This is a genomic window from Saccharopolyspora sp. MMCC62 (assembly GCF_057736575.1).
This window is the reverse complement of the sequence record NZ_JBYKCM010000005.1, coordinates 146,693-164,601: the sequence shown is the minus strand read 5'-3', so window position 1 is coordinate 164,601 and position 17,909 is coordinate 146,693. Positions and strand designations below refer to the sequence as shown.

At 66.9% G+C, this 17,909-nt stretch carries 19 protein-coding genes; 8 read left to right on the top strand and 11 right to left on the bottom strand.

Annotated features, from left to right (window positions below; translation table 11 throughout):
* Positions 1-156 precede the first annotated feature (156 nt).
* Positions 157-543 carry an XRE family transcriptional regulator gene (locus AC29IT_RS14105; protein WP_450124658.1) on the bottom strand — a complete coding sequence of 129 codons (387 nt, stop codon included), beginning with the start codon at positions 541-543 and terminating at the stop codon, positions 157-159.
* A gap of 161 nt (positions 544-704) precedes the next feature.
* Between AC29IT_RS14105 and AC29IT_RS14100 the strand changes: the two genes are divergently transcribed.
* The 5 genes from AC29IT_RS14100 to AC29IT_RS14080 are packed head-to-tail and all read left to right on the top strand — an operon-like array spanning position 705 to position 4,420.
* Positions 705-986, top strand: coding sequence for a helix-turn-helix domain-containing protein (locus AC29IT_RS14100; RefSeq protein WP_488218971.1), 282 nt, complete (start codon positions 705-707; stop codon positions 984-986).
* Positions 983-1,318, top strand: a complete 336-nt coding sequence (locus AC29IT_RS14095; protein ID WP_488218970.1) for a WhiB family transcriptional regulator — start codon at positions 983-985, stop codon at positions 1,316-1,318. Before AC29IT_RS14100 ends, AC29IT_RS14095 begins: the two co-directional genes overlap by 4 nt.
* Complete coding sequence (locus AC29IT_RS14090; protein WP_488218969.1) at positions 1,315-1,644, top strand: hypothetical protein; 330 nt, start codon at positions 1,315-1,317, stop codon at positions 1,642-1,644. The genes AC29IT_RS14095 and AC29IT_RS14090 overlap by 4 nt, the downstream gene beginning before the upstream one ends.
* On the top strand, positions 1,641-2,345 hold the full coding sequence (locus AC29IT_RS14085; RefSeq protein WP_488218968.1) for a hypothetical protein: 705 nt from the start codon (positions 1,641-1,643) through the stop codon (positions 2,343-2,345). The genes AC29IT_RS14090 and AC29IT_RS14085 overlap by 4 nt, the downstream gene beginning before the upstream one ends.
* Complete coding sequence (locus tag AC29IT_RS14080) at positions 2,342-4,420, top strand: cell division protein FtsK (RefSeq protein WP_488218967.1); 2,079 nt, start codon at positions 2,342-2,344, stop codon at positions 4,418-4,420. The genes AC29IT_RS14085 and AC29IT_RS14080 overlap by 4 nt, the downstream gene beginning before the upstream one ends.
* 378 nt (positions 4,421-4,798) lie before the next feature.
* Here the strand turns inward: AC29IT_RS14080 and AC29IT_RS14075 are convergent, their stop codons facing one another.
* Positions 4,799-4,996 carry a hypothetical protein gene (locus tag AC29IT_RS14075; RefSeq protein WP_488218966.1) on the bottom strand — a complete coding sequence of 66 codons (198 nt, stop codon included), beginning with the start codon at positions 4,994-4,996 and terminating at the stop codon, positions 4,799-4,801.
* Between the two features lie 471 nt (positions 4,997-5,467).
* Here AC29IT_RS14075 and AC29IT_RS14070 point away from each other — a divergent pair, with 471 nt between their 5' ends.
* Entirely contained in the window at positions 5,468-6,604 is a 1,137-nt protein-coding gene (locus tag AC29IT_RS14070) for an NsdA family TPR-like regulatory protein (RefSeq protein WP_488218965.1), read from the top strand.
* A gap of 34 nt (positions 6,605-6,638) precedes the next feature.
* Here AC29IT_RS14070 and AC29IT_RS14065 read toward each other — a convergent pair whose 3' ends face one another.
* Positions 6,639-8,597 carry a hypothetical protein gene (locus AC29IT_RS14065; RefSeq protein WP_488218964.1) on the bottom strand — a complete coding sequence of 653 codons (1,959 nt, stop codon included), beginning with the start codon at positions 8,595-8,597 and terminating at the stop codon, positions 6,639-6,641.
* A gap of 612 nt (positions 8,598-9,209) precedes the next feature.
* Between AC29IT_RS14065 and AC29IT_RS14060 the strand changes: the two genes are divergently transcribed.
* Positions 9,210-10,055 carry a serine hydrolase gene (locus AC29IT_RS14060; RefSeq protein WP_488218963.1) on the top strand — a complete coding sequence of 282 codons (846 nt, stop codon included), beginning with the start codon at positions 9,210-9,212 and terminating at the stop codon, positions 10,053-10,055.
* 136 nt (positions 10,056-10,191) lie between these two features.
* Here the strand turns inward: AC29IT_RS14060 and AC29IT_RS14055 are convergent, their stop codons facing one another.
* The 4 genes from AC29IT_RS14055 to AC29IT_RS14040 form a co-directional block, all read right to left on the bottom strand.
* A complete protein-coding gene (locus AC29IT_RS14055; protein ID WP_488218962.1) occupies positions 10,192-10,791 on the bottom strand; it encodes an FMN reductase in 600 nt (199 codons plus the stop codon).
* Positions 10,788-11,873, bottom strand: a complete 1,086-nt coding sequence (locus AC29IT_RS14050; protein ID WP_488218961.1) for an LLM class flavin-dependent oxidoreductase — start codon at positions 11,871-11,873, stop codon at positions 10,788-10,790. The genes AC29IT_RS14055 and AC29IT_RS14050 overlap by 4 nt, the downstream gene beginning before the upstream one ends.
* Before the next feature lie 93 nt (positions 11,874-11,966).
* The gene (locus tag AC29IT_RS14045) at positions 11,967-12,422 is read right to left on the bottom strand and encodes a MarR family winged helix-turn-helix transcriptional regulator (RefSeq protein WP_358445482.1); all 456 of its coding nucleotides are present in this window, start codon (positions 12,420-12,422) and stop codon (positions 11,967-11,969) included.
* A gap of 83 nt (positions 12,423-12,505) precedes the next feature.
* Positions 12,506-12,832, bottom strand: coding sequence for an FKBP-type peptidyl-prolyl cis-trans isomerase (locus AC29IT_RS14040; protein ID WP_358445479.1), 327 nt, complete (start codon positions 12,830-12,832; stop codon positions 12,506-12,508).
* 182 nt (positions 12,833-13,014) lie between these two features.
* Here AC29IT_RS14040 and AC29IT_RS14035 point away from each other — a divergent pair, with 182 nt between their 5' ends.
* Positions 13,015-13,647, top strand: a complete 633-nt coding sequence (locus AC29IT_RS14035) for a pyridoxamine 5'-phosphate oxidase family protein (RefSeq protein WP_488218960.1) — start codon at positions 13,015-13,017, stop codon at positions 13,645-13,647.
* A 104-nt stretch (positions 13,648-13,751) separates the two neighbouring features.
* On the opposite strand, the gene AC29IT_RS14030 is transcribed toward AC29IT_RS14035, so the two are convergent.
* The 4 genes from AC29IT_RS14030 to AC29IT_RS14015 all read right to left on the bottom strand — a co-directional run bounded on the left by AC29IT_RS14030 (position 13,752) and on the right by AC29IT_RS14015 (position 17,762).
* On the bottom strand, positions 13,752-14,225 hold the full coding sequence (locus tag AC29IT_RS14030) for a VOC family protein (protein WP_358445474.1): 474 nt from the start codon (positions 14,223-14,225) through the stop codon (positions 13,752-13,754).
* A 108-nt stretch (positions 14,226-14,333) separates the two neighbouring features.
* A complete protein-coding gene (locus AC29IT_RS14025; RefSeq protein WP_358445471.1) occupies positions 14,334-14,558 on the bottom strand; it encodes a YbdD/YjiX family protein in 225 nt (74 codons plus the stop codon).
* Positions 14,555-16,693 carry a carbon starvation CstA family protein gene (locus AC29IT_RS14020; protein ID WP_488219132.1) on the bottom strand — a complete coding sequence of 713 codons (2,139 nt, stop codon included), beginning with the start codon at positions 16,691-16,693 and terminating at the stop codon, positions 14,555-14,557. The genes AC29IT_RS14025 and AC29IT_RS14020 overlap by 4 nt, the downstream gene beginning before the upstream one ends.
* A 247-nt stretch (positions 16,694-16,940) precedes the next feature.
* Positions 16,941-17,762: an LLM class F420-dependent oxidoreductase gene (locus tag AC29IT_RS14015; RefSeq protein ID WP_358445468.1), complete on the bottom strand. Its 822-nt coding sequence runs from the start codon at positions 17,760-17,762 to the stop codon at positions 16,941-16,943.
* Positions 17,763-17,909 lie beyond the last annotated feature (147 nt).

Below are 17,909 nucleotides of genomic sequence, written 5' to 3'. Positions count from 1 at the left end.
TATGCGATCTGACCTGCGTGGTTAATTGCGGTTAATGGGCTCGTGGTTAACCGCAGCCATCTGTGAAAACGCGCTCGACTGCCGTTTCTTGGAGTCATGGACAGCGCACAAGGAACGGCCCACCGGGGCGGGCCGGTTGATCGCCGGAACGGTCGGCTAGCCGCCCGACCCGCCGCCACGTCCGGTCTCCGCGGTGAGCCGCGAGTTCATCTCGTCGAGCGTGTCGGTGATCCGGCGGAGCTGGTGCTCGATGGCCGACAACCGGCCGGGCACGTCGTCATCGGCAATGGTCAGCGGGTCGCCGACCTCGGGCGGAGTGCGCCGGTCGAGCACGGCCGAGAGGTGCTCGGCGTGCCAGCCCAACGCCAGCGACAGCGCTTCGAGCGTTCGCGCGCTCCGCCGCCGCTGCACGGTGTTGTGCTGCAACTCGCGCACGATCGCCTGCGACACGTGCGAGCGCTCCGCCAACTCGCGCTGCCGCATACCGAGTTCGCTCACGCGCTGGTCAATCGCATGAGCGACCGCAGTCCAGTCCTCCGACACGTATTCCTCCGCGCTCCGCCTCAGCGCCGACATTAGCGCGAACTCTTTTTCGACACAGCAACCCCACGCGAGGGACGAGGCACTTCGCGTCTTCTGTGCGCTGATATTGGCTTTTCATTCCGCCGAAATACGCGCATTCCTCGTTCTCAGGAGACACAAACATGGAAAAGAACTTCGAGAACGCCGGGAGACCGACGTTCTACACGGTTCGGGAAGCGGCGCGGATCATGCGCTGCAACCCCTCGACCCTGTACCGCGCGATCCGGGAGGACTCGTTCCCGGCCGTGCGGGTCCGCACCCGCTACGTGGTCCCGAGCGCGGCCGTGGACCGGCTCGCCGCCGAGGCGAGCGAGTCGGGCGGACGCGTGGACGTGGCGGAGATGGCCGCCGAGCACCGGACCGCTCGCGACGTGGCGCGGCTGAACGGGGGTGCGTCGTGGTGAACCCCGAAGAGACCGAACGGCTCGCGCGGCTGGACCTGCTGCGGTCGCTGCCGCTGGACGTGCTCACCGACGTGGTCACGGACAACGGCCGCTGCCTGTGGAAGCTCACCGAAGGCGACCCGCCGGAGCCGACCGGCACCGAGCCCGACCGCGAGTTGGCGGCCCGGCTGTGCGCGGACTGCCCGGTTCGCGACGAGTGCTTGGAGTTGGAGTTCCGTTCCGCCGGAGCGGAGACGGTCGGCGTGTGGGGCGCGCTGTCCGAAGAGGACCGCCGCGCGCTCTACCCGATGTGGCGGGCACGCCGTGAAGCCGAACGGGGTGAGTGGGAATGACGCTGCAACTCACTCCAGTGCAAGTGCTCGCGGTGGTCGGTGCGCTGCTCGCCCTGATCGGCGTGTGGCGGGCGAGTGCCCGCGCGTCCCGCAAGGCCGCCGAGACCGCGCGGACCGGGGCGCGGCTGGTGTCGCTGACCGGGCGGGTGGTCGCGACGGCGGGCGTGATCGTGCTCGGGCAGTGGCTCGTGATCACGCAAGGCGGTAGCAGCACGGCGCTGTTCACGGTGCTGGGCATTCCGGCAGCACTGGCGGCCTACACGCTCACCAAGGCGCTCACGGTCACCACCCCGGAGCCGCCACACCACCGGAGCCGGAAACGATGAGCGGGCGGACATCGCGGGACGGGCGGCACTCGCCGCCCGTCCCCTCCGGGGCCGAACCGGTCGAGCAGGTGCGGCGACAGGTGGACCGGTTGTGCTGGACGGGAATCCTGCTGGGACTCGCGTTCACCATGACCAACGTCCAGAGCTTCGCCGCCGGAGACGCGGCCGTGGGGTCGCTGCGGTGGTCGGCTGCGTGGCTGCTCGATCCGATGGTGTCGCTGGTGCTGCTGGCGATCCTGCGGGCCGAGCAGGTCACCGCCCGCTACGGCGTGCGCACCGGCGGATGGGTGCGCGGGGCGAAGTGGTTCACGCTCGCCGCGACCTACGTCATGAACACCTGGGAGGCGTTCGCGGACGCCTCGGCGGCGCTGGTGGTGCTGCATTCCGTGCCGCCGCTGGTGGTGTTCGTGGCCGCCGAGGCCGTGACCGACCTGCGGGACAAGCTCGGAGAAGTCGCCGCGCTCTCCGCAGCACCACCGCGACCGGCCGCAGCACCCGAGCGAACCGAGCGGAAGGCCGCCCGGCCTCCGCACCGGACCTCCGCCGACGAGTACCTGAACCGGGCGCGGCAGGCATGGCAGCCCGACGTGACCGTGACTCCCGCATGGATTCGCGAAGTCACCGGCTGCTCGCGCGGGCTGTCCTCACGACTGGCCGCCGCACTCGCCGAGGCAGTGAACACCGAACGGGACGAGCCATGAACGACGACGCACTTCGAGGCTCCCTGAACGAGGTGGAGCGAGCCGTGTTCGACGCCGAAATCGTGGACGACCAACCACGCCGTGAACGCGCACGACGGTTCGCGCGGTGGTGGCAGCGTTCGCCGCGCGTGCCCGCACTGTTGAAGTCATGGCCGCTACTGCGGCAAGCACTCATCGACACCGCCGCAGCGGTGGCCCGCTCACCGTGGCGGTTCCTGCGGGCCGTCGCCCGAGGCGTGCTGTTCGCGGTGCGCCGGTGGCGACGATGGGTGCGAGTGTACGACTACCGCGAGGCCGCCGAGCAGTCCGAGAAGCTGGCCGACAAGTTCTTGGAAATCCGGTCACTGACACTGTTCCGCTGGAAGGTGACCGGAGCCGTCGCCCTCGGCGTCATCGGTGCGGGCACGGTACAGGGAGTCCTGTTCGGACAATCCGCGCTGTGGGCATCGCTCGCACTGGCCGCTGCAGTGGCAGCAGTGGCGGGACGACGCACAGAAGGCGCTTCGGGGCGTAAGCCGGTCATCGCCGGTCCGCGTTCGTTCGCGTGGACGATGGACCCGCAAGTCCTCATAGACGCGTTCCGCGACGCGAAGCTGATCGGCAAGGACGACACCGTGCACCTGGTGGAACGCGCGGTCCGCTCCGGGCAGGGCTGGGCAATGACCGTCGACCTACCCGCCACCCGCAAAGCCGCCGACGTGATCAAGCAACGCGAAGCACTCGCCTCCGCGCTCGCAGTCGACGAAGTCCAGCTCGTCGCCGAACGGGTGCGCGGCAGGCGTGGCCACGCCGGGCGGGTGTTCCTGTGGGTAGCCGACGACGATCCGTACTCCGGTCCGCCGCTGCCGTCCCCGCTGCTGTCGGTGGATTCCTGGGATGCCTGGCGAGCGGTGCCGTTCGGACGCGATGCGCGGAACCGGCGGATCGACCTGCCGTTGGTGTGGACCTCGCTGCTCGTCGGCGCGATCCCGCGCCAGGGCAAGACCTTCGCCGCCCGGCTCGCCACCGCCGGCCTCGTCCTCGACCCGCACGCCCGGCTCTACGTCTTCGACGGCAAGGGAGGAAACGACTGGGACGCCGCCGAAGCCGTCGCGCACCGCTTCGTGCGCGGCGACGACGACCAGCACGCCGAAGCGGTCCGCGACCACCTCACCGAGCTGGTCGGCGAAGTGCAGCAGCGCTACACCCGCATGTCCACACTGGACGACGAGCTGTGCCCGGAATCGAAGATCACACGGGCCATCTCGCGGGATGCCGACCTCGGGATGCCCATCACGGGCGTGATCCTGGACGAAGTACAGGTCTTCTTGGACAACCCGAAGCGCCAAGACGTCGGCGAGGTCAAGACGACGCTCGGCGCACACATCGCCGATCTACTGGCCTACCTCGCGCGGAAAGGACCGGCGGTCGGCGTGGTGGTCATCCTGGCCACCCAGCGACCCGACTCCGCCACGATCCCATCCCGGCTGCGCGCCGTACTCGGCTCACGGTTCGCACTCCGGGTGATGGACTGGCGCGACTCCAACATCGTGCTCGGCGACCAGATGAACACCCGCGGCTACGACGCCTCCACACTCCTACCAAGCCACAAAGGAGTAGGCATCCTCCGCCCGGACGGTGAAGCCGACGGCAGCGGCGACGTGCTCGCAATGACCGTGCGGACCTACTACCTACCCAACCCCGAATGGCGCGACCTCTGCCAGCGAGGCCGAAAGCTGCGCGAAGCAGCGGGCACCCTCACCGGACACGCAGCGGGTGAGGCGGACAGCGCTCGGCCCGTGGTGGCGGTCCGGTCAGCGGTGCCGGAGCCGACTCCCTTGCCGGAACCGCTCGGTGCCGTGATCGACCACCTCGGCGACGATCTGGAAGCACGGGAGTTCGTCTCCACCGCCGAACTCACCGACGCCCTCGACCTGGAACCCACCGCGTTCGGACGACGCATGGGCGAACTCGGCTGCCAACCACGCCGAGGCCGCCTCACCGACGACACCGGCACCCCGCGACAGGTGCGCGGCTACTACACCGCCGACCTCCGTGCCGCAGTCGAGCGCCACCGGGACGAGGATGTCCCGTAGCCGTCACGGACCTGTCCCATACGGGACAGCCCGTCACGCAAGGCGGGACGGGTCCTCAACCGCACTGACATGGGAAAACGACGCACAAGACGGGTGGGACGGGTCCAGCGGACCCGTCCCACCCGTCCCATTTCCACGCCGAGCACGCCGGTCCGAGCCAGGTCCACGCGACCCGTCCCGGTGTCTAGAGCCGTCGCAGCGCGTCCAGCACCGCCCGCAGCGCCGAAAGCGGCGGACTGCCGGAGTCCTCGACACGATGAGGCGCCGACTCCGGCAACGGGGTCAAGAAGATGAGCGTCGGTAGATCGGCGTTCAAGTCGCCGCACCACGCGGTGACGTAGCCGCCGCGCTCACGGGAGTGCTGACCGCAGGCCATGATCACTGTCCCTGCTCCAGCACGGTGCACCGGTCCGCCCGCTCCCGCAGCACCTCAGCGAGCGCGGCCAGGGAGTCGGCCAGGTCCCGATGCTCGTCCCCGTCGAACCGGCCCTCCGGAATCCGGTGCGCGGCGTCGTCCACGGCCCACTGCGCCCGCCGCAGCAACACCGCGACCGCAGCGGCATTAGCGGTGCCCATGCGTCTCCACCTCCTGAAGACGCGCCACCAGGTGAGCGAGGAACGTTTTCACCCCGTCACCGGGAAAGCCGACCAGCACCGCACACGGCCTACCGGGCAGCACCAGGCACACCATGCCGTCCTGGTTCACGTACGACTCGATCGGCGACTCCGGGCGCACCACCGACACGACGTAGCCGGATTCGCACAGTCCACGACCTGCGGGATGACGACTAGTTCGCGACTCCACGGGCGAACACCTCCACGGCTGGGATCACGGCCGGGACCGACGTTCGGGGCATCGATCCCGGCCGTGACCGGGCGCCCGGCGGTGGCGGGTGAGAGGCGGAGCGCCACCACCGAGCGGTTCTGGTGACCGCAGGTACGCGGCCCATGTCAGACTGAAAACAGCTTCACCGACAGCCGACATCAGCGGAACGACATGAACACGACATGCGGACGACTTCCGCTTCGGGGACGGGAGGACCACCGGTGCGCCCCTACCGCACACTGCTCGAACAGAAGATCCGAGAACGCCGCATGACTCTGGAGGAGTTCTGCGCCTACGCCGAGACCTTCGCCCGCGAACACGGCGAACCCGGAACCCTCAGCCTCCGCCACCTCCAACGCCTCGTGGCAGGCAAAGGACCGAAAGGCCAGCCGCTCGGCCCCATCCGTCCGGCGACCGCGCGACTGCTAGAACGCATCTTCGAGCAGGACAGTCGCGAACTACTAGCCCCACCGATGCAAGCCATCGCTCCACCCGATGACGACGCCGCCGAACTCCGCGACCGCATCAAGAAATCCCGCCGCGTCGACGCAGGCATGTTGCAGGGCCTCCGCGACCAACTCAACACCATCCGTCGCATTGATCGCCAGTACGGCGCACTCGTCACCCACAACGAACTCCTGGAAAAGATTGCCCAGGCTGGAGCCCTATTCACCCACAGTCTTGCTGGCAACACTCGACAAGAACTCGCTACCATCCTCTCGGAAATGCACTCTTTGGCGGGTTGGCAATCTCTTGATCTGGGCTATGTCCAGGACTCTTGGAAGCACTATGAAAAATCGAGATTGGTATCGCAAGAGTGTGAGGACGTCTCCTATTACGCGCACGCTACAGCCGAACAGGCAATCGCTTTGATTGATCTAGAGGAAAAGGCGATGGCAATCGATATGATTGAACATTCAATTCGCATCGCAGGTGCTGGCAAGGGCGAAGTACTGCAAGCATGGTTGGCTGCCGCGTACGGGGAAGCTTTGGCGGCAGCTGGCCTTTTTGTTGATTCCCTGCGTCAGTTTGACATAGCGGAGAATCATTTGGAAACAAGCGGGACAGCTTCAAACGGGCCGTACGTAGTTCTTGACGAAAATCATCTTGCCCGGTGGCGTGGTCATTCAGTGTCGAAATTGGGAAGCGTGGAATCTATTGAACTACTGGTCGGCGCGCTGACTGGATTGAATTCAACTTTCGTTCGTGCGGAATCCGCGCTTCGTATAGATCTTGCTTATGCTTTTTCGGTGTTCGGTAATTACGCGGCGGCTTCGGAGCAGGCTGGCGTAGCGCGTGAAGCCGCGTTGCGAGTTGGGTCGGTTAGGCAATTAAAAAGAGCAGCCTCCTTGTTCTGAAAATCGTTTCTCGGTCGAAAAATTAAAATCACGATCAAGGATGGGTGCTTTGGCGTGGACTCAAAGTCGGCAAAATGGGCGGTTCTGGAAACCTTTCGTAAAGCTTCCAGAGGTTCCCTTCCATGACCTTGAGGTAGGCGAGCGGCCGGTCTCGCTTCTTCAGCGACATCACTTTGATTGCAATATGTAATTGTTGGATAGTGTCGCGAAGTGGAGCTTGTTCGCGCGAAAATAACGTCATTGTCGAAGAGGCTGCTGCGCCAGCGATCTGAAGGCGTCGGCGAAAGTGCTCGTCGTCTTTTCGCCGCGGGTTCTGCAACTTTAGATAGTCAATTAAAGCTAGCAATGCGTCGTTGACTGCTATCCAAGATGCCGATTGGGCAGCGGTAGATTCGTCTTCAATCGCCATCCTTGCTGATGTATTGGCGGGCAAAAAGGTGCTTGGGGGCATGGCCGTAAACCAGCTCTTTGCAGGCATCCAGGTAACCATCACAAGCTCTAGAGGTTTTCGCCCTAAAAGTAGAACGGGTTCCTCTGTTCCTTCGATGTGTACCTTGAACTCTGTGACTTCCGGCAATGTATGTGCCGCCCATGCAAGTGCTTGAAAGGTCGGGTTGATACGATTTTCAGGTATATTCTTCAGCTGTAATATAAATATGCTCTTCTCGCGTCGCCAGCTTTGAACCTGCAGCCCATTGGTTCCAAATAATGCGACTGCGGTGCGCTCGTTGACAACCCTTAATCCGTCCGAAGGGTCGTCCGCATGAAGTATCTTAGCGAAATCCTCTGACTCGCTTACTGCGCAACGTATCCCAATTTCGGATGCTGCCATGGTCTCGAATGCGCGCGTGCTGAAGTCAATCAGTTCATCTATCGAAAATTCTGCTCCGCCTAACGAGACCAGTTCGGTGGTGTCGTTCCATAGGAAGTCTTCGTGGGCAGCAGAGTTCCTAACGGTTGGTATGATTACTTCTGCGGCGTCCCTCAGCGTTGGATGGCCATCTGCAATTAGTTGGTTCCGTATAGAAGCGAGCTCCGGCATCCGAGATCCCTTGCGTCCGCGGAGCCCTAGTAGTCCCCAGCATGTGGGCCGAAGCTGACCTTCGACTATCATTCGGTAAAGGTCTACTGAAGTTTCGGCCCGTTCTGTTTCGGATTCACTGGTGGAAAGTTGCTGTATTGCTCTTGCGATTCGTGCATGGTTGGCGGAACTACGATCAACACGACGCGTGTTTTCTCGCAATGCATGGACTCGATCGACTCGACTGCAATCCAGGCTTTCCAAGCAGATTTCGCGAACACCGCTCGCCGTGCGCAGCATAATCAATGGGTGGTCACATGCGACAATACCAAGCACTGAGTCGATCCCTTTTACTACACCTAACTGGAGTTTGGTGACTGGCGAGAGTATCTTGGATACAATCGTGTCTAACTTGTCGTAGTGACCGTAGTAGTAGCTTAGAAGTATCGAAGAGCTCAATACTCCGCGGCTGTCGAGTAGGTCCTTTTTTGGTAGGCCGAAAACTTCTTTTACTGGATCTGGTGTCGTGCCTGTATCTGGGTTGTGCAGTGCGCTCCGTAATCGAATGATGGTTTCGAATGAATCGCCAAGTGCATTAAGTTCATTAGCGCTTAAGCAAAGTGTGACTAGATCGCGGATGGCCGTTTTTAGCTCAAAAATGGTTCCGTCGATTGCGGGGGTCATGAACTCAAGAAATCTAATATTGAAGTTTATTTCTTGAAGTGTTGCGGCAAGCTTCTTGGAGTTCCTGGCGATAATGGAAGCATTATTCTCAAGGAGGGCGGCGTTTAGTTTTGTTACGTCCTCAAATAATGATTCATCCTTCGTGAGTATAGGTGCGTCCTCTAGCGATGCCTCCCAGCTCTCTTCTGTGACTGGCAGGACTGGGGTCTGATGTCCGCTAGAGGGAAGCGCATTACGTGCAGGTGCAACAAGCTTTTCTACTGCCTTTGATGGCAGGGAAGTTGGCATGTTGTGATTATGAAGCACCCCAAGCCTCGCGGGCGAGGTGCATTTGCATGGCGACGTCCTGGCCGGGTCTCCGAGTTTGGAGTGAAGGCAGCTCGCTGGAGGGGCATGTCCGCAGTGCTAGCTGGGTGCGAGTTTGGGTGCGAACTGGTGCCGCTGACGCGCTCAGGGCCACGCCAGCGACAACGCCGCGCGCCGTTTGCCCAGGTCGCACACCAGAGCCACACGTGACGTTGGTCTCATAATCCGTCAGCCGTGGGTTCAAGTCCCACCTGCCCCACCAGCTGACCAGCGGCGGCGCTCGAACCAAGATCGGCCTGGTCGACCTGGGCATGAGATCCCGAGCGCGGAGCGCGCGAGCGTCGGCGGACGACGGCGCGGCCGCATCGCGAGGCCAGGGCACTCCGCGTGATCGTGCACGCCGGAGTCCACCGATCGGTCTGCCAGGGCACCTGGCCCGTGGCCGGGTCGGTTTTCGCCTGCACTCGGGGGAATTGCGGGCTCATTCGACGTTCCAGTGAACCTGCGACGCGGTGGAGCGTCCTTCGGACGTGGAGATTCACGAGTCGCCGGGCGAGGGGGCGCGGCGGCCGTGCTCTGGTCTGAGGGGGACCCATGGGGTGGGACGCGCGGCGGAGCATCTGGATCGCGGCGGCAGTGGTCGTGGTTCTGAGCGTGGTCGGCGGGATCGTGGGGCTGGCGAACTCCGATCAGTGGTCGTCGTCGTGCAGCGGTGGTGTGTCGCGGAGTTCCGCGGCGGACGACGTGGCCCGGTCGGTCCGGGAGAACCTGCCGTCGTTCTCCGAAGGCACCTCGGTGGCGGTCGAAGTGGTGGATCTGGACGCGTGCGCGGAGATCGCTCGGCTCGACGCCGACAGCGGCTTCCCGACGGCGTCCGTGGTGAAGCTGCTGATCGCGATCGACGCGGTGGAGCGCTCCGGCGGCGACACCGCCGACGGTGAGATCGAGCGGATGCTGTCGGCGAGCGATGACGATGTGGCGAGCCGGTTGTGGACCGCCAACGGTGGTCCGGACATCGTCCGCCGCGTGGCGGCAAAGCTGGAGCTGACCGACACCGCGCCGCCGCGATCGTCCGGGCGGTGGGGGAGCACCCGGATGAGCGCGAGCGATGTCGCGCGGGTCTACCGCTACTTGACGGCGGAGGCCGATGCGGATACGCGGACGCTGCTGCTGGACGCGATGGGGCAGGCCTCCGGCACCGCGGAGGACGGATTTCCGCAGCACTTCGGCATTCCCGGCGGCCTGCCCGACCACCGCTGGGCGATCAAACAGGGGTGGGGGTCGACCGAGACCGACACCGTGCTGCACACCACCGGATTGGTCCGCGGGGACCACGATTTCGTCGTCGTGCTGCTGAGCACCTGGCCGCGGGACACCGACTGGGCGGTCGCCAGATCGGCGCTGACCGAGGCGGTCCGTTCGCTCGACGGGACCGTCTGATGCCGCCCAGGTCTCGATCCGGGACGAGGGCGTCGAGGTGACCCATCGGAGCCGGAGCTGACGATGGCTCGATCCGTCAGGTTCGCATCCCGCCGGCCCCACCAGCACGTCCTGGCGGGGGTCGGTGGCGTTCTGCTCAGCTCGCCGCGCCGCCGCGGAGGAGTTCTTCGAACGGGACCGGATTCGCGAACGGGTCGGTGTCCGCGCGCTCCGGCCGTCGGCGCACCGCATCGACGAGTTCGCGGGCGGCGCGGGTGATGCGCTGCCCGAGTTCGGTGCCGCCGCCCCAATCGGAGGCTGCCGCGTAGACGCCGGTGGGCACGACGTGCGCGCGGAAGTAGGACAGCAGCGGGCGCAGCGCGTGTTCCAGGACCAGCGAATGCCGTTCGGTACCGCCGGTCGCGCCCAGCAGCACGGGTGTGTCCCGCAGCGACTCGGGTTCGACGACGTCCAGGAACGACTTGAACAGGCCGCTGTAGGAGGCGCTGAACGTCGGGGTGACCAGGATCAGCCCGTCGGCGGCGTAGAGCCGTTGCAGGACCTCGTCCAGGCGCGCGCCGGGGAATCCGGTGAGCAGGTTGTCGGTGATGTCGTGGGCGTGCTCGCGCAGCTCCACCACCTCGACCTCCGCCTGCTCGCCGAGTTCGCCGCGGGTGGCCGTGACGAGCCGGTCGGCGAGCAGCCGGGTGGAGGAGGGCTGGGAGAGGCCTGCCGAGATCGCCAGGATGCGGGTCATGCTCCGCTCCTTTCGGCGCGCTGGGCGCGCGACTCGTGGGTGGGTGCGTCGGGGGTGTTCGGGCCGCGGTGGGCGGCGAATTCCTTGCGGAGGACGGGGATGACTTCTTCGCCGAGGAGGTCGAGTTGCTCCAGGACCGTCTTCAGCGGCAGGCCGGCGTGGTCGATGAGGAACAGCTGGCGCTGGTAGTCGCCGATGTAGTCGCGGAAGCCGAGGGTGCGGTCGATGACCTGCTGCGGGGAACCGACGGTCAGCGGGGTCTGGGCGGAGAAGTCCTCCAGCGACGGGCCGCCGCCGTAGACCGGGGCGTGGTCGAAGTACGGGCGGAATTCGCGGACGGCGTCCTGGGAGTTGCGGCGCAGGAACACCTGTCCGCCGAGACCGACGATCGCTTGTTCGGGGGTGCCGTGGCCGTAGTGGGCGAAGCGTTCCCGGTAGTACTGCACCATCCGGGCGGCGTGCTGCGGCGGCCAGAAGATGTGGTTGTGGAAGAACCCGTCACCGTAGTAGGCGGCCTGTTCGGCGATCTCCGGGCTGCGGATCGACCCGTGCCACACGAACGGCGGTACCCCGTCCAACGGCCGCGGGGTGGAGGTGAAGCCCTGCAACGGGGTGCGGAACCGGCCCTCCCAGTCCACGACGTCCTCCCGCCACAACCGGTGCAGCAACCCGTAGTTCTCCAGCGCCAGCGGAATGCCCTGCCGGATGTCCTGGCCGAACCACGGATACACCGGCGGCGTGTTGCCGCGCCCCAGCATCAGATCCACCCGGCCACCCGCCAAGTGCTGCAACATCGCGAAATCCTCGGCGATCTTCACCGGATCGTTCGTCGTGATCAACGTCGTCGACGTGGACAGGACCAACCGCTCAGTGCGGGCCGCCAGATACCCGAGCATCGTCGTCGGCGACGACGGCACGAACGGCGGATTGTGGTGCTCGCCGGTGGCGAACACGTCCAGACCCACCTCCTCCGCCTTCTCCGCGATGCGCACCATCGCCCGAATCCGCTCCGCCTCCGACGGCGTACGCCCCGACGTCGGATCCGGAGTCACATCCCCCACGCTGAAGATCCCGAACTGCATCACGGCCACATCCTTAAGATTTGAACTAACTGGTCGAACGGATGCCGTCCGTGAAGTATTCCGGGGAGGGCGTGACGAGCGCCACGCCCGGCGTCAGCCGGTGCCGCGCAGCCGGTCCTGGGTGCGGGTGAACACGCGGCGGAGCACGTCCAGCTCCTGCTCGTCGAGATCGTCGGTGAACAACCGCCGCACCGTCCGCACGTGGTGTTCGTCCGCCGCCCGCAGCGCCTCCAGCCCGGCGGCGGTCAGCACGGCGTGGTGCACGCGCCGATCATCCGGGGACGGGTGCCGCACCACCCAACCGCGGCGCTCCAGGACTTTCACCTGGTAGGTCAGCCTGCTCGGCGAGAACACCATGCGCGCGGCCAGCTCGCCCATCCGCAGCCGCTGCTCCGGGCATTCCGAGAGGACGAGCAGCACGTGGTAGTCCATCAAGCTCATCCCGGCGGACGCGCGCAGGTCCTCGTCCAGACGGGTCTCCAGCAGCAGGCTCGTCTCGATGTACGGCCGCCACGCGCGCCGCTGCGGCGAGGTCTCCCAGGGCTCCACCGCATCGATCCTACCGTCGTTTCAACGGTTGAAATGCGTGGCCGCCTGCCTGCGCACCGACCGGCGCGCAGGCAGGCGGAGGCTCACTTGACCTCGAGGAGCTCGACGTCGAAGTGCAGCGTGGAGTTCGGCGGGATGATCGGCGGGACGCCGCGCTCGCCGTACGCCTGCTCGGGCGGGATCACCAGGGTGCGGGTACCGCCGACGCGCATGCCGACGACGCCCCTGTCCCAGCCCTCGATGACCTGGCCGGAACCCAGCACGAAGGTCAGGCCCTCGCCCCGGTCGTGCGACGAGTCGAACTTCGAACCGTCGCTGAGCGTGCCCGTGTAGTGCAGGGTCACGACGTTGTCGGGCTGGGCCTCGGCGCCCTCGCCGACCTTGGTGTCCTCGACCTGGAGATCGCTCACATCATCCTCCTCCGTTGTGGACCGTTCAGTCTGCCTTGGCGCGCGGCTCTCCGGCTGAGCGGGTTGCGGGCGGAAAAGGCGCCGCGCGTTTCCCCGTCTGGAAAAGCGGATCTCCTTTCCCCGACGCCGGAATCCGGTCGTCCGAGCCGCTGGGTGAGGGTGTACCGGGTGGAGGGAGCACGATGAGCAGGTACGCACGGCTGGCGTTCACCGACGCGGTGCGCGCCATGCAGGTCGAGCAGGGCAGCCGCCCCGCGCACCGCGCCGAGCTGGGCGCCGGGGTCGGGCTGGAACCCGACCGGCTGGGGGAGCGGGAGCGCGCGTTCATCGCCGCCCGCGACGGCTGCTACCTGGCCTCGGTGGGGGAGACCGGTTGGCCCTACGTGCAGTTCCGCGGCGGCCCGCCCGGCTTCGTGCACGTCCTCGACGAGCGCACCCTCGGCTACGCGGACGTGCGCGGGAACCGGCAGTACATCACCGACGGGAACCTGCGCGGTGATCCGCGGGTCGCGCTGTTCTTCATGGACTACGCGACGCGCACCCGGCTGAAGCTGTTCGGCCGCGCCGCGGTGCACGCGCTCGACGAGGACCCGACCCTCGCCGCGCGACTCGATGCGCCGCGCGCCGGCGGCCGGGTCGAGCGGCTGGTGCTGATCGAGGTCGAGGCGCACGACTGGAACTGCCCGAAGCACATCCCGCACCGCTACTCCGAGGCGGATCTGGCCCGCACGCACGCCCGGCTCGACGCGCTGGAAGCGGAGAACGCGGACCTCCGGGCCCGCCTCGCGGCTCTCGGCGAACCGCACCCGCCGTGAGCGAGACCGACCGAACGGGACGAACGGTCCGCTCACCACGCGTCGCAGCACGCGGACCCGAGTGAACGGCCCGTTCGGCCAACGGGATCGGACGAACGGTCCGCTCACTCCGCGAGGTAGGCGCGGCGCAGCGGTTCCAGGTCGAGCTTGTGCATCGTGAGCATCTGCCGCATCACGCGGTCCGACCGCACCGGATCGGGGTCGTGCAGCATGTCGGTGAGTTCGCGCGGCACCACCTGCCAGGACAGGCCGTAGCGGTCCTTCACCCAGCCGCACGGCCCCTGCTCGCCGCCCGCGGTGAGCCGCGTCGTCATCCGGTCCACCTCGTCCTGCGAGGTGCAGTCCACGTGCAACGAGATGGCTTCGCTGAAGGTGAACTCGGGTCCGCCGTTGAGGCCGAGGAACTCCTGGCCGGCGAGCTCGAACGTCACCGTGAGCACCGTGCCCGGCTCACCCGGCCCGGCTTCGCCGTGGCGCAGGACCTCGGTGATCCGGGAGTCCGGGAAGATCGAGGTGTAGAACCGCGCCGCCTCTTCGGCCTGCCCGTCGAACCACAGGCACGTGATGATCTTCTGCATGGCTTCCTCCCCGTCGCGTCGGCCGCATCCGACGGGAACGACGTTCCTCGGCCCGGGAGTTCCGCGCACCTCGGTGGGAGGGCGGTCGAACGCCCGCGCCGCCGGTGATCAGCAGCAGCGCGACCCCGGGTTCACGTCACCGCGGTCGACGTGCCTGCGCCAGAAGTCCCGTTCGCCCAGCGGCGGCGTGCCGGGGTGGTGCGCGCGGTGGTGCTCCAGGTACCGCTCGTAGGCGGTTTCGCCGACGATGCCGCGGGTGATCTGCCAAGCCTCGCGGGCGGAGCGTCCCAACCGGGACAGCACCGCCCGCGCGGCGGCGGACCGGGGGCTCACGTCCCCGCGCCCACTTCCTGCCGGTCCTCCGGATCGCGCCGTTCCCGCATGATCCGCCGCTCCTCGGCGGTGGGGATCAGCCCGGACGGCGCCCACAGCTCCGATTCGGTGTGCGGGGTCTCGGTGTCGGGCAGCGGTTCGGTGCTGCGCAGCGCCTTGATCCACACCCGGACCGCGTCGGCGAGCACCACCAGGATGAGCACCGCGAACAGCACGCTGAGCACGCCGCACACCGTGGAGTTCGTGACGACCTGCCGCATCTCGTCGACGGTGGCCGCCGAGCCCTTGCTGGTCTGCCCGGCGTCGATCGCGGCCTGGTAGGCGCCGCGCTGCGCGAAGAAGCCGAGCTTCGGGTCCGCGGAGAACACCTTCTGCCAGCTGGCGGTCAGCGTCACCACGGCGTCCCAGGCCAGCGGCACGATCGTCACCCACGCGTACTTCGCCCGCCCCGACTTGATCAGCACGGTGGTGGCGACGGCCAGCGCCACCGCGGCCAGCAGCTGGTTGGCGATGCCGAACAGCGGGAACAGCTGGTTGATGCCGCCCAGCGGGTCGTTGACCCCGGTCCACAGGAAGTAGCCCCAGCCGCCGACGATGGCGGCGCTGGAGATCCAGATGCCGGGCTTCCAGGTGACGTCGCCGAAGCGCTTCCACACGTTGCCGACGGTGTCCTGGAGCATGAACCGCCCCACCCGGGTGCCCGCGTCGACGGTGGTGAGGATGAACAGCGCCTCGAACATGACCGCGAAGTGGTACCAGAACGCCCGCATCGCGTCCCCGCCGAGGACCTGCGAGAACACCTCGGACAGGCCGAGCGCGAGGGTCGGTGCGCCGCCGCTGCGCCCGACGAGGGTCTCCTCGTCCACGGCGGCGGCCGCGGCGGCGAGCTGCTCGGGGCTGATGGAGAACCCGACCCCGGCGACCGCGTCGGAGGCGGACTGCAGGGTGTCGCCGAGCGCCGCGCTGGGCATGTTCATCGCGTAGTACATGCCCGGGTCGATGATGCAGGCCGCGGCCAGCGCCATGATCGCCACGAACGACTCGGTGAGCATGCCGCCGTAGCCGATGACGCGGACCTGCGACTCCTTCTCGATCAGCTTCGGGGTGGTGCCGGAGGACACCAGCGCGTGGAACCCGGACAGCGCCCCGCAGGCGATCTGGATGAACACGAACGGGAACAGGGTGCCCGCGAACACCGGGCCCTGGCCGTTGAAGGCGAACTCGGTGACCGCCTCGGTCTTCATCACCGGCATCGCGATGAGGATCGACACCGCGAGCATCACGATGACGCCGACCTTCATGAACGTGCTCAGGTAGTCCCGCGGCGCCAGCAGCATCCACACCGGCAGCACCGAGGCGATGAAGCCGTACACGACGAGCGCCAGCACCACCTCGTTGCCGGAGAGCGTGAACGCCCCGGCGAGCGCGGAGTCGGCGACCCAGCTGCCGCCGATGATGCTCAGCAGCAGCAGCGCGATCCCGATGATCGAGGTCTCGATGATCCGGCCGGGCCGCAGGAACCGCAGGTAGATGCCCATGAACAGGGCGATCGGGATGGTCATGCCGATGGAGAACGTGCCCCACGGCGAGCCCTTCAGCGCGCCGACCACGACGAGCGCCAGCACCGCCAGCAGGATGATCATGATGGCGAGCACGGCGATGAGCGCCGCGATGCCGCCGACCGGACCGATCTCCTCCCGCGCCATCTGCCCGAGGCTGCGGCCGTCGCGGCGGGTGGAGAAGAACAGCACCACCATGTCCTGCACGGCGCCCGCGAACACCACGCCGACGATGATCCAGATCGTGCCGGGCAGGTAGCCCATCTGCGCGGCCAGCACCGGCCCCACCAGCGGTCCCGCGCCCGCGATCGCCGCGAAGTGGTGGCCGAACAGCACTCGGCGGTCGGTCGGCTGGAAGTCGGCCGCGTTGTTCAGCCGTTCCGCCGGGGTCGCGCGGGTGTCGTCGGTCCGCAGCACCCGGTAGGCGATGAACCGCGCGTAGAACCGGTAGCCGATCGCGTAGGAGGCCAGCGCGGCGAACACCAGCCACGCGGCGGAGATCTCCTCGCCGCGGCTGAGCGCGATGACGCCCCAGGCGATCGCCCCGACCACCGCCACCAGCGTCCACACGAGGATCTGCTGGGGGTTCCACTTCCGCCGCGGTGACGCCTCGTCCGTCGGCGTCGTTGTCGTCGTGTTCGCCACCGTCCCCGGTCTCCGTTTCCGCGATCAAGCAGTTGTGCACGCAACATGCCGTGTTGATCGCACCGATCTGCAAAGCAGTCGCAAGGATCTGCCTGCGATGTCCCCCATGTCCAGTGCAAGACCGGGAAGTAACCAGGATGTAAGGGGCGGCCGTCGGCACCGGCCGCCCCCGCGCGGCTCAGCGGTACCGGTCCACCACGCCGGCGAGCAGGTCGAGCCGTTCCAGCGTCGCGTCCCGCGGCTTCGTCGGGAGGAAGAACAGCACGCGATCCACCCCGGCCGCCGCGTACTCCTCCAGCGGTGCGTCCTTCGGGGCCGCGTACAGGGACACCGGAACCCGCCACCCGGCGCGCTCGCGCACCTTCTCCACCAGCTCGCCCAGGTTCTCGGTGCCCGCCCGGGGCAGCCAGCCGCCGCCGTACTCGGCGACGCGGTCGAAGGAGCGCTCGCTCTCGCCGCCGACGTAGATCGGCGGGTGCGGGTGCTGCACCGGCTTCGGCCACGAGTACACCGGGTCGAAGTCCACGTGCTCCCCGTGGAACTCGGCGAGCTCGTTCGTCCAGATCTCGCGCATCGCCCGGATCCGCTCGTCCATCAGCGCGCCGCGGCGGCCCGGATCGGTGCCGTGGTTGCGCATCTCGTCGCGGTTCCAGCCCGCGCCGATGCCGAACACGACCCGCCCGCCCGAGACGAGGTCGAGGCTGGCGACCTCCTTCGCCGTGGTGATCGGATCGCGCTGCACCATCAGCGCGATCCCGGTGCCCAGCACCAGGTTCTCCGTCACGGCCGCCGCCGCGGTGAGGCTGATGAACGGGTCCAGGGTGCGGTAGTAGATGCGCGGCAGGTCGCCCCCGCCCGGATAGGGGGTCTCGCGGCTCGCCGGGATGTGGGTGTGCTCGGCGAGGAACAGCGCGTCGAACCCGCGTTCCTCGAGGGCGCGACCCAGCTCCGCGGGCCCGATGCCTTCGTCGGTGTTGAACGTCGAGATGCCGAACTTCATGTCGGTTCAGGCGGCCGGGAGGCCGCCTATCCTCCCATCGCATGCCGAACGCGGAACAGATCCCGTATCGCCGCCGACGGTAGTCGAACGCGCACCCGGCGGCATCGGCTGCCAAACGGGCGAGTGAGTGCGGCGCTGATCGGCTGA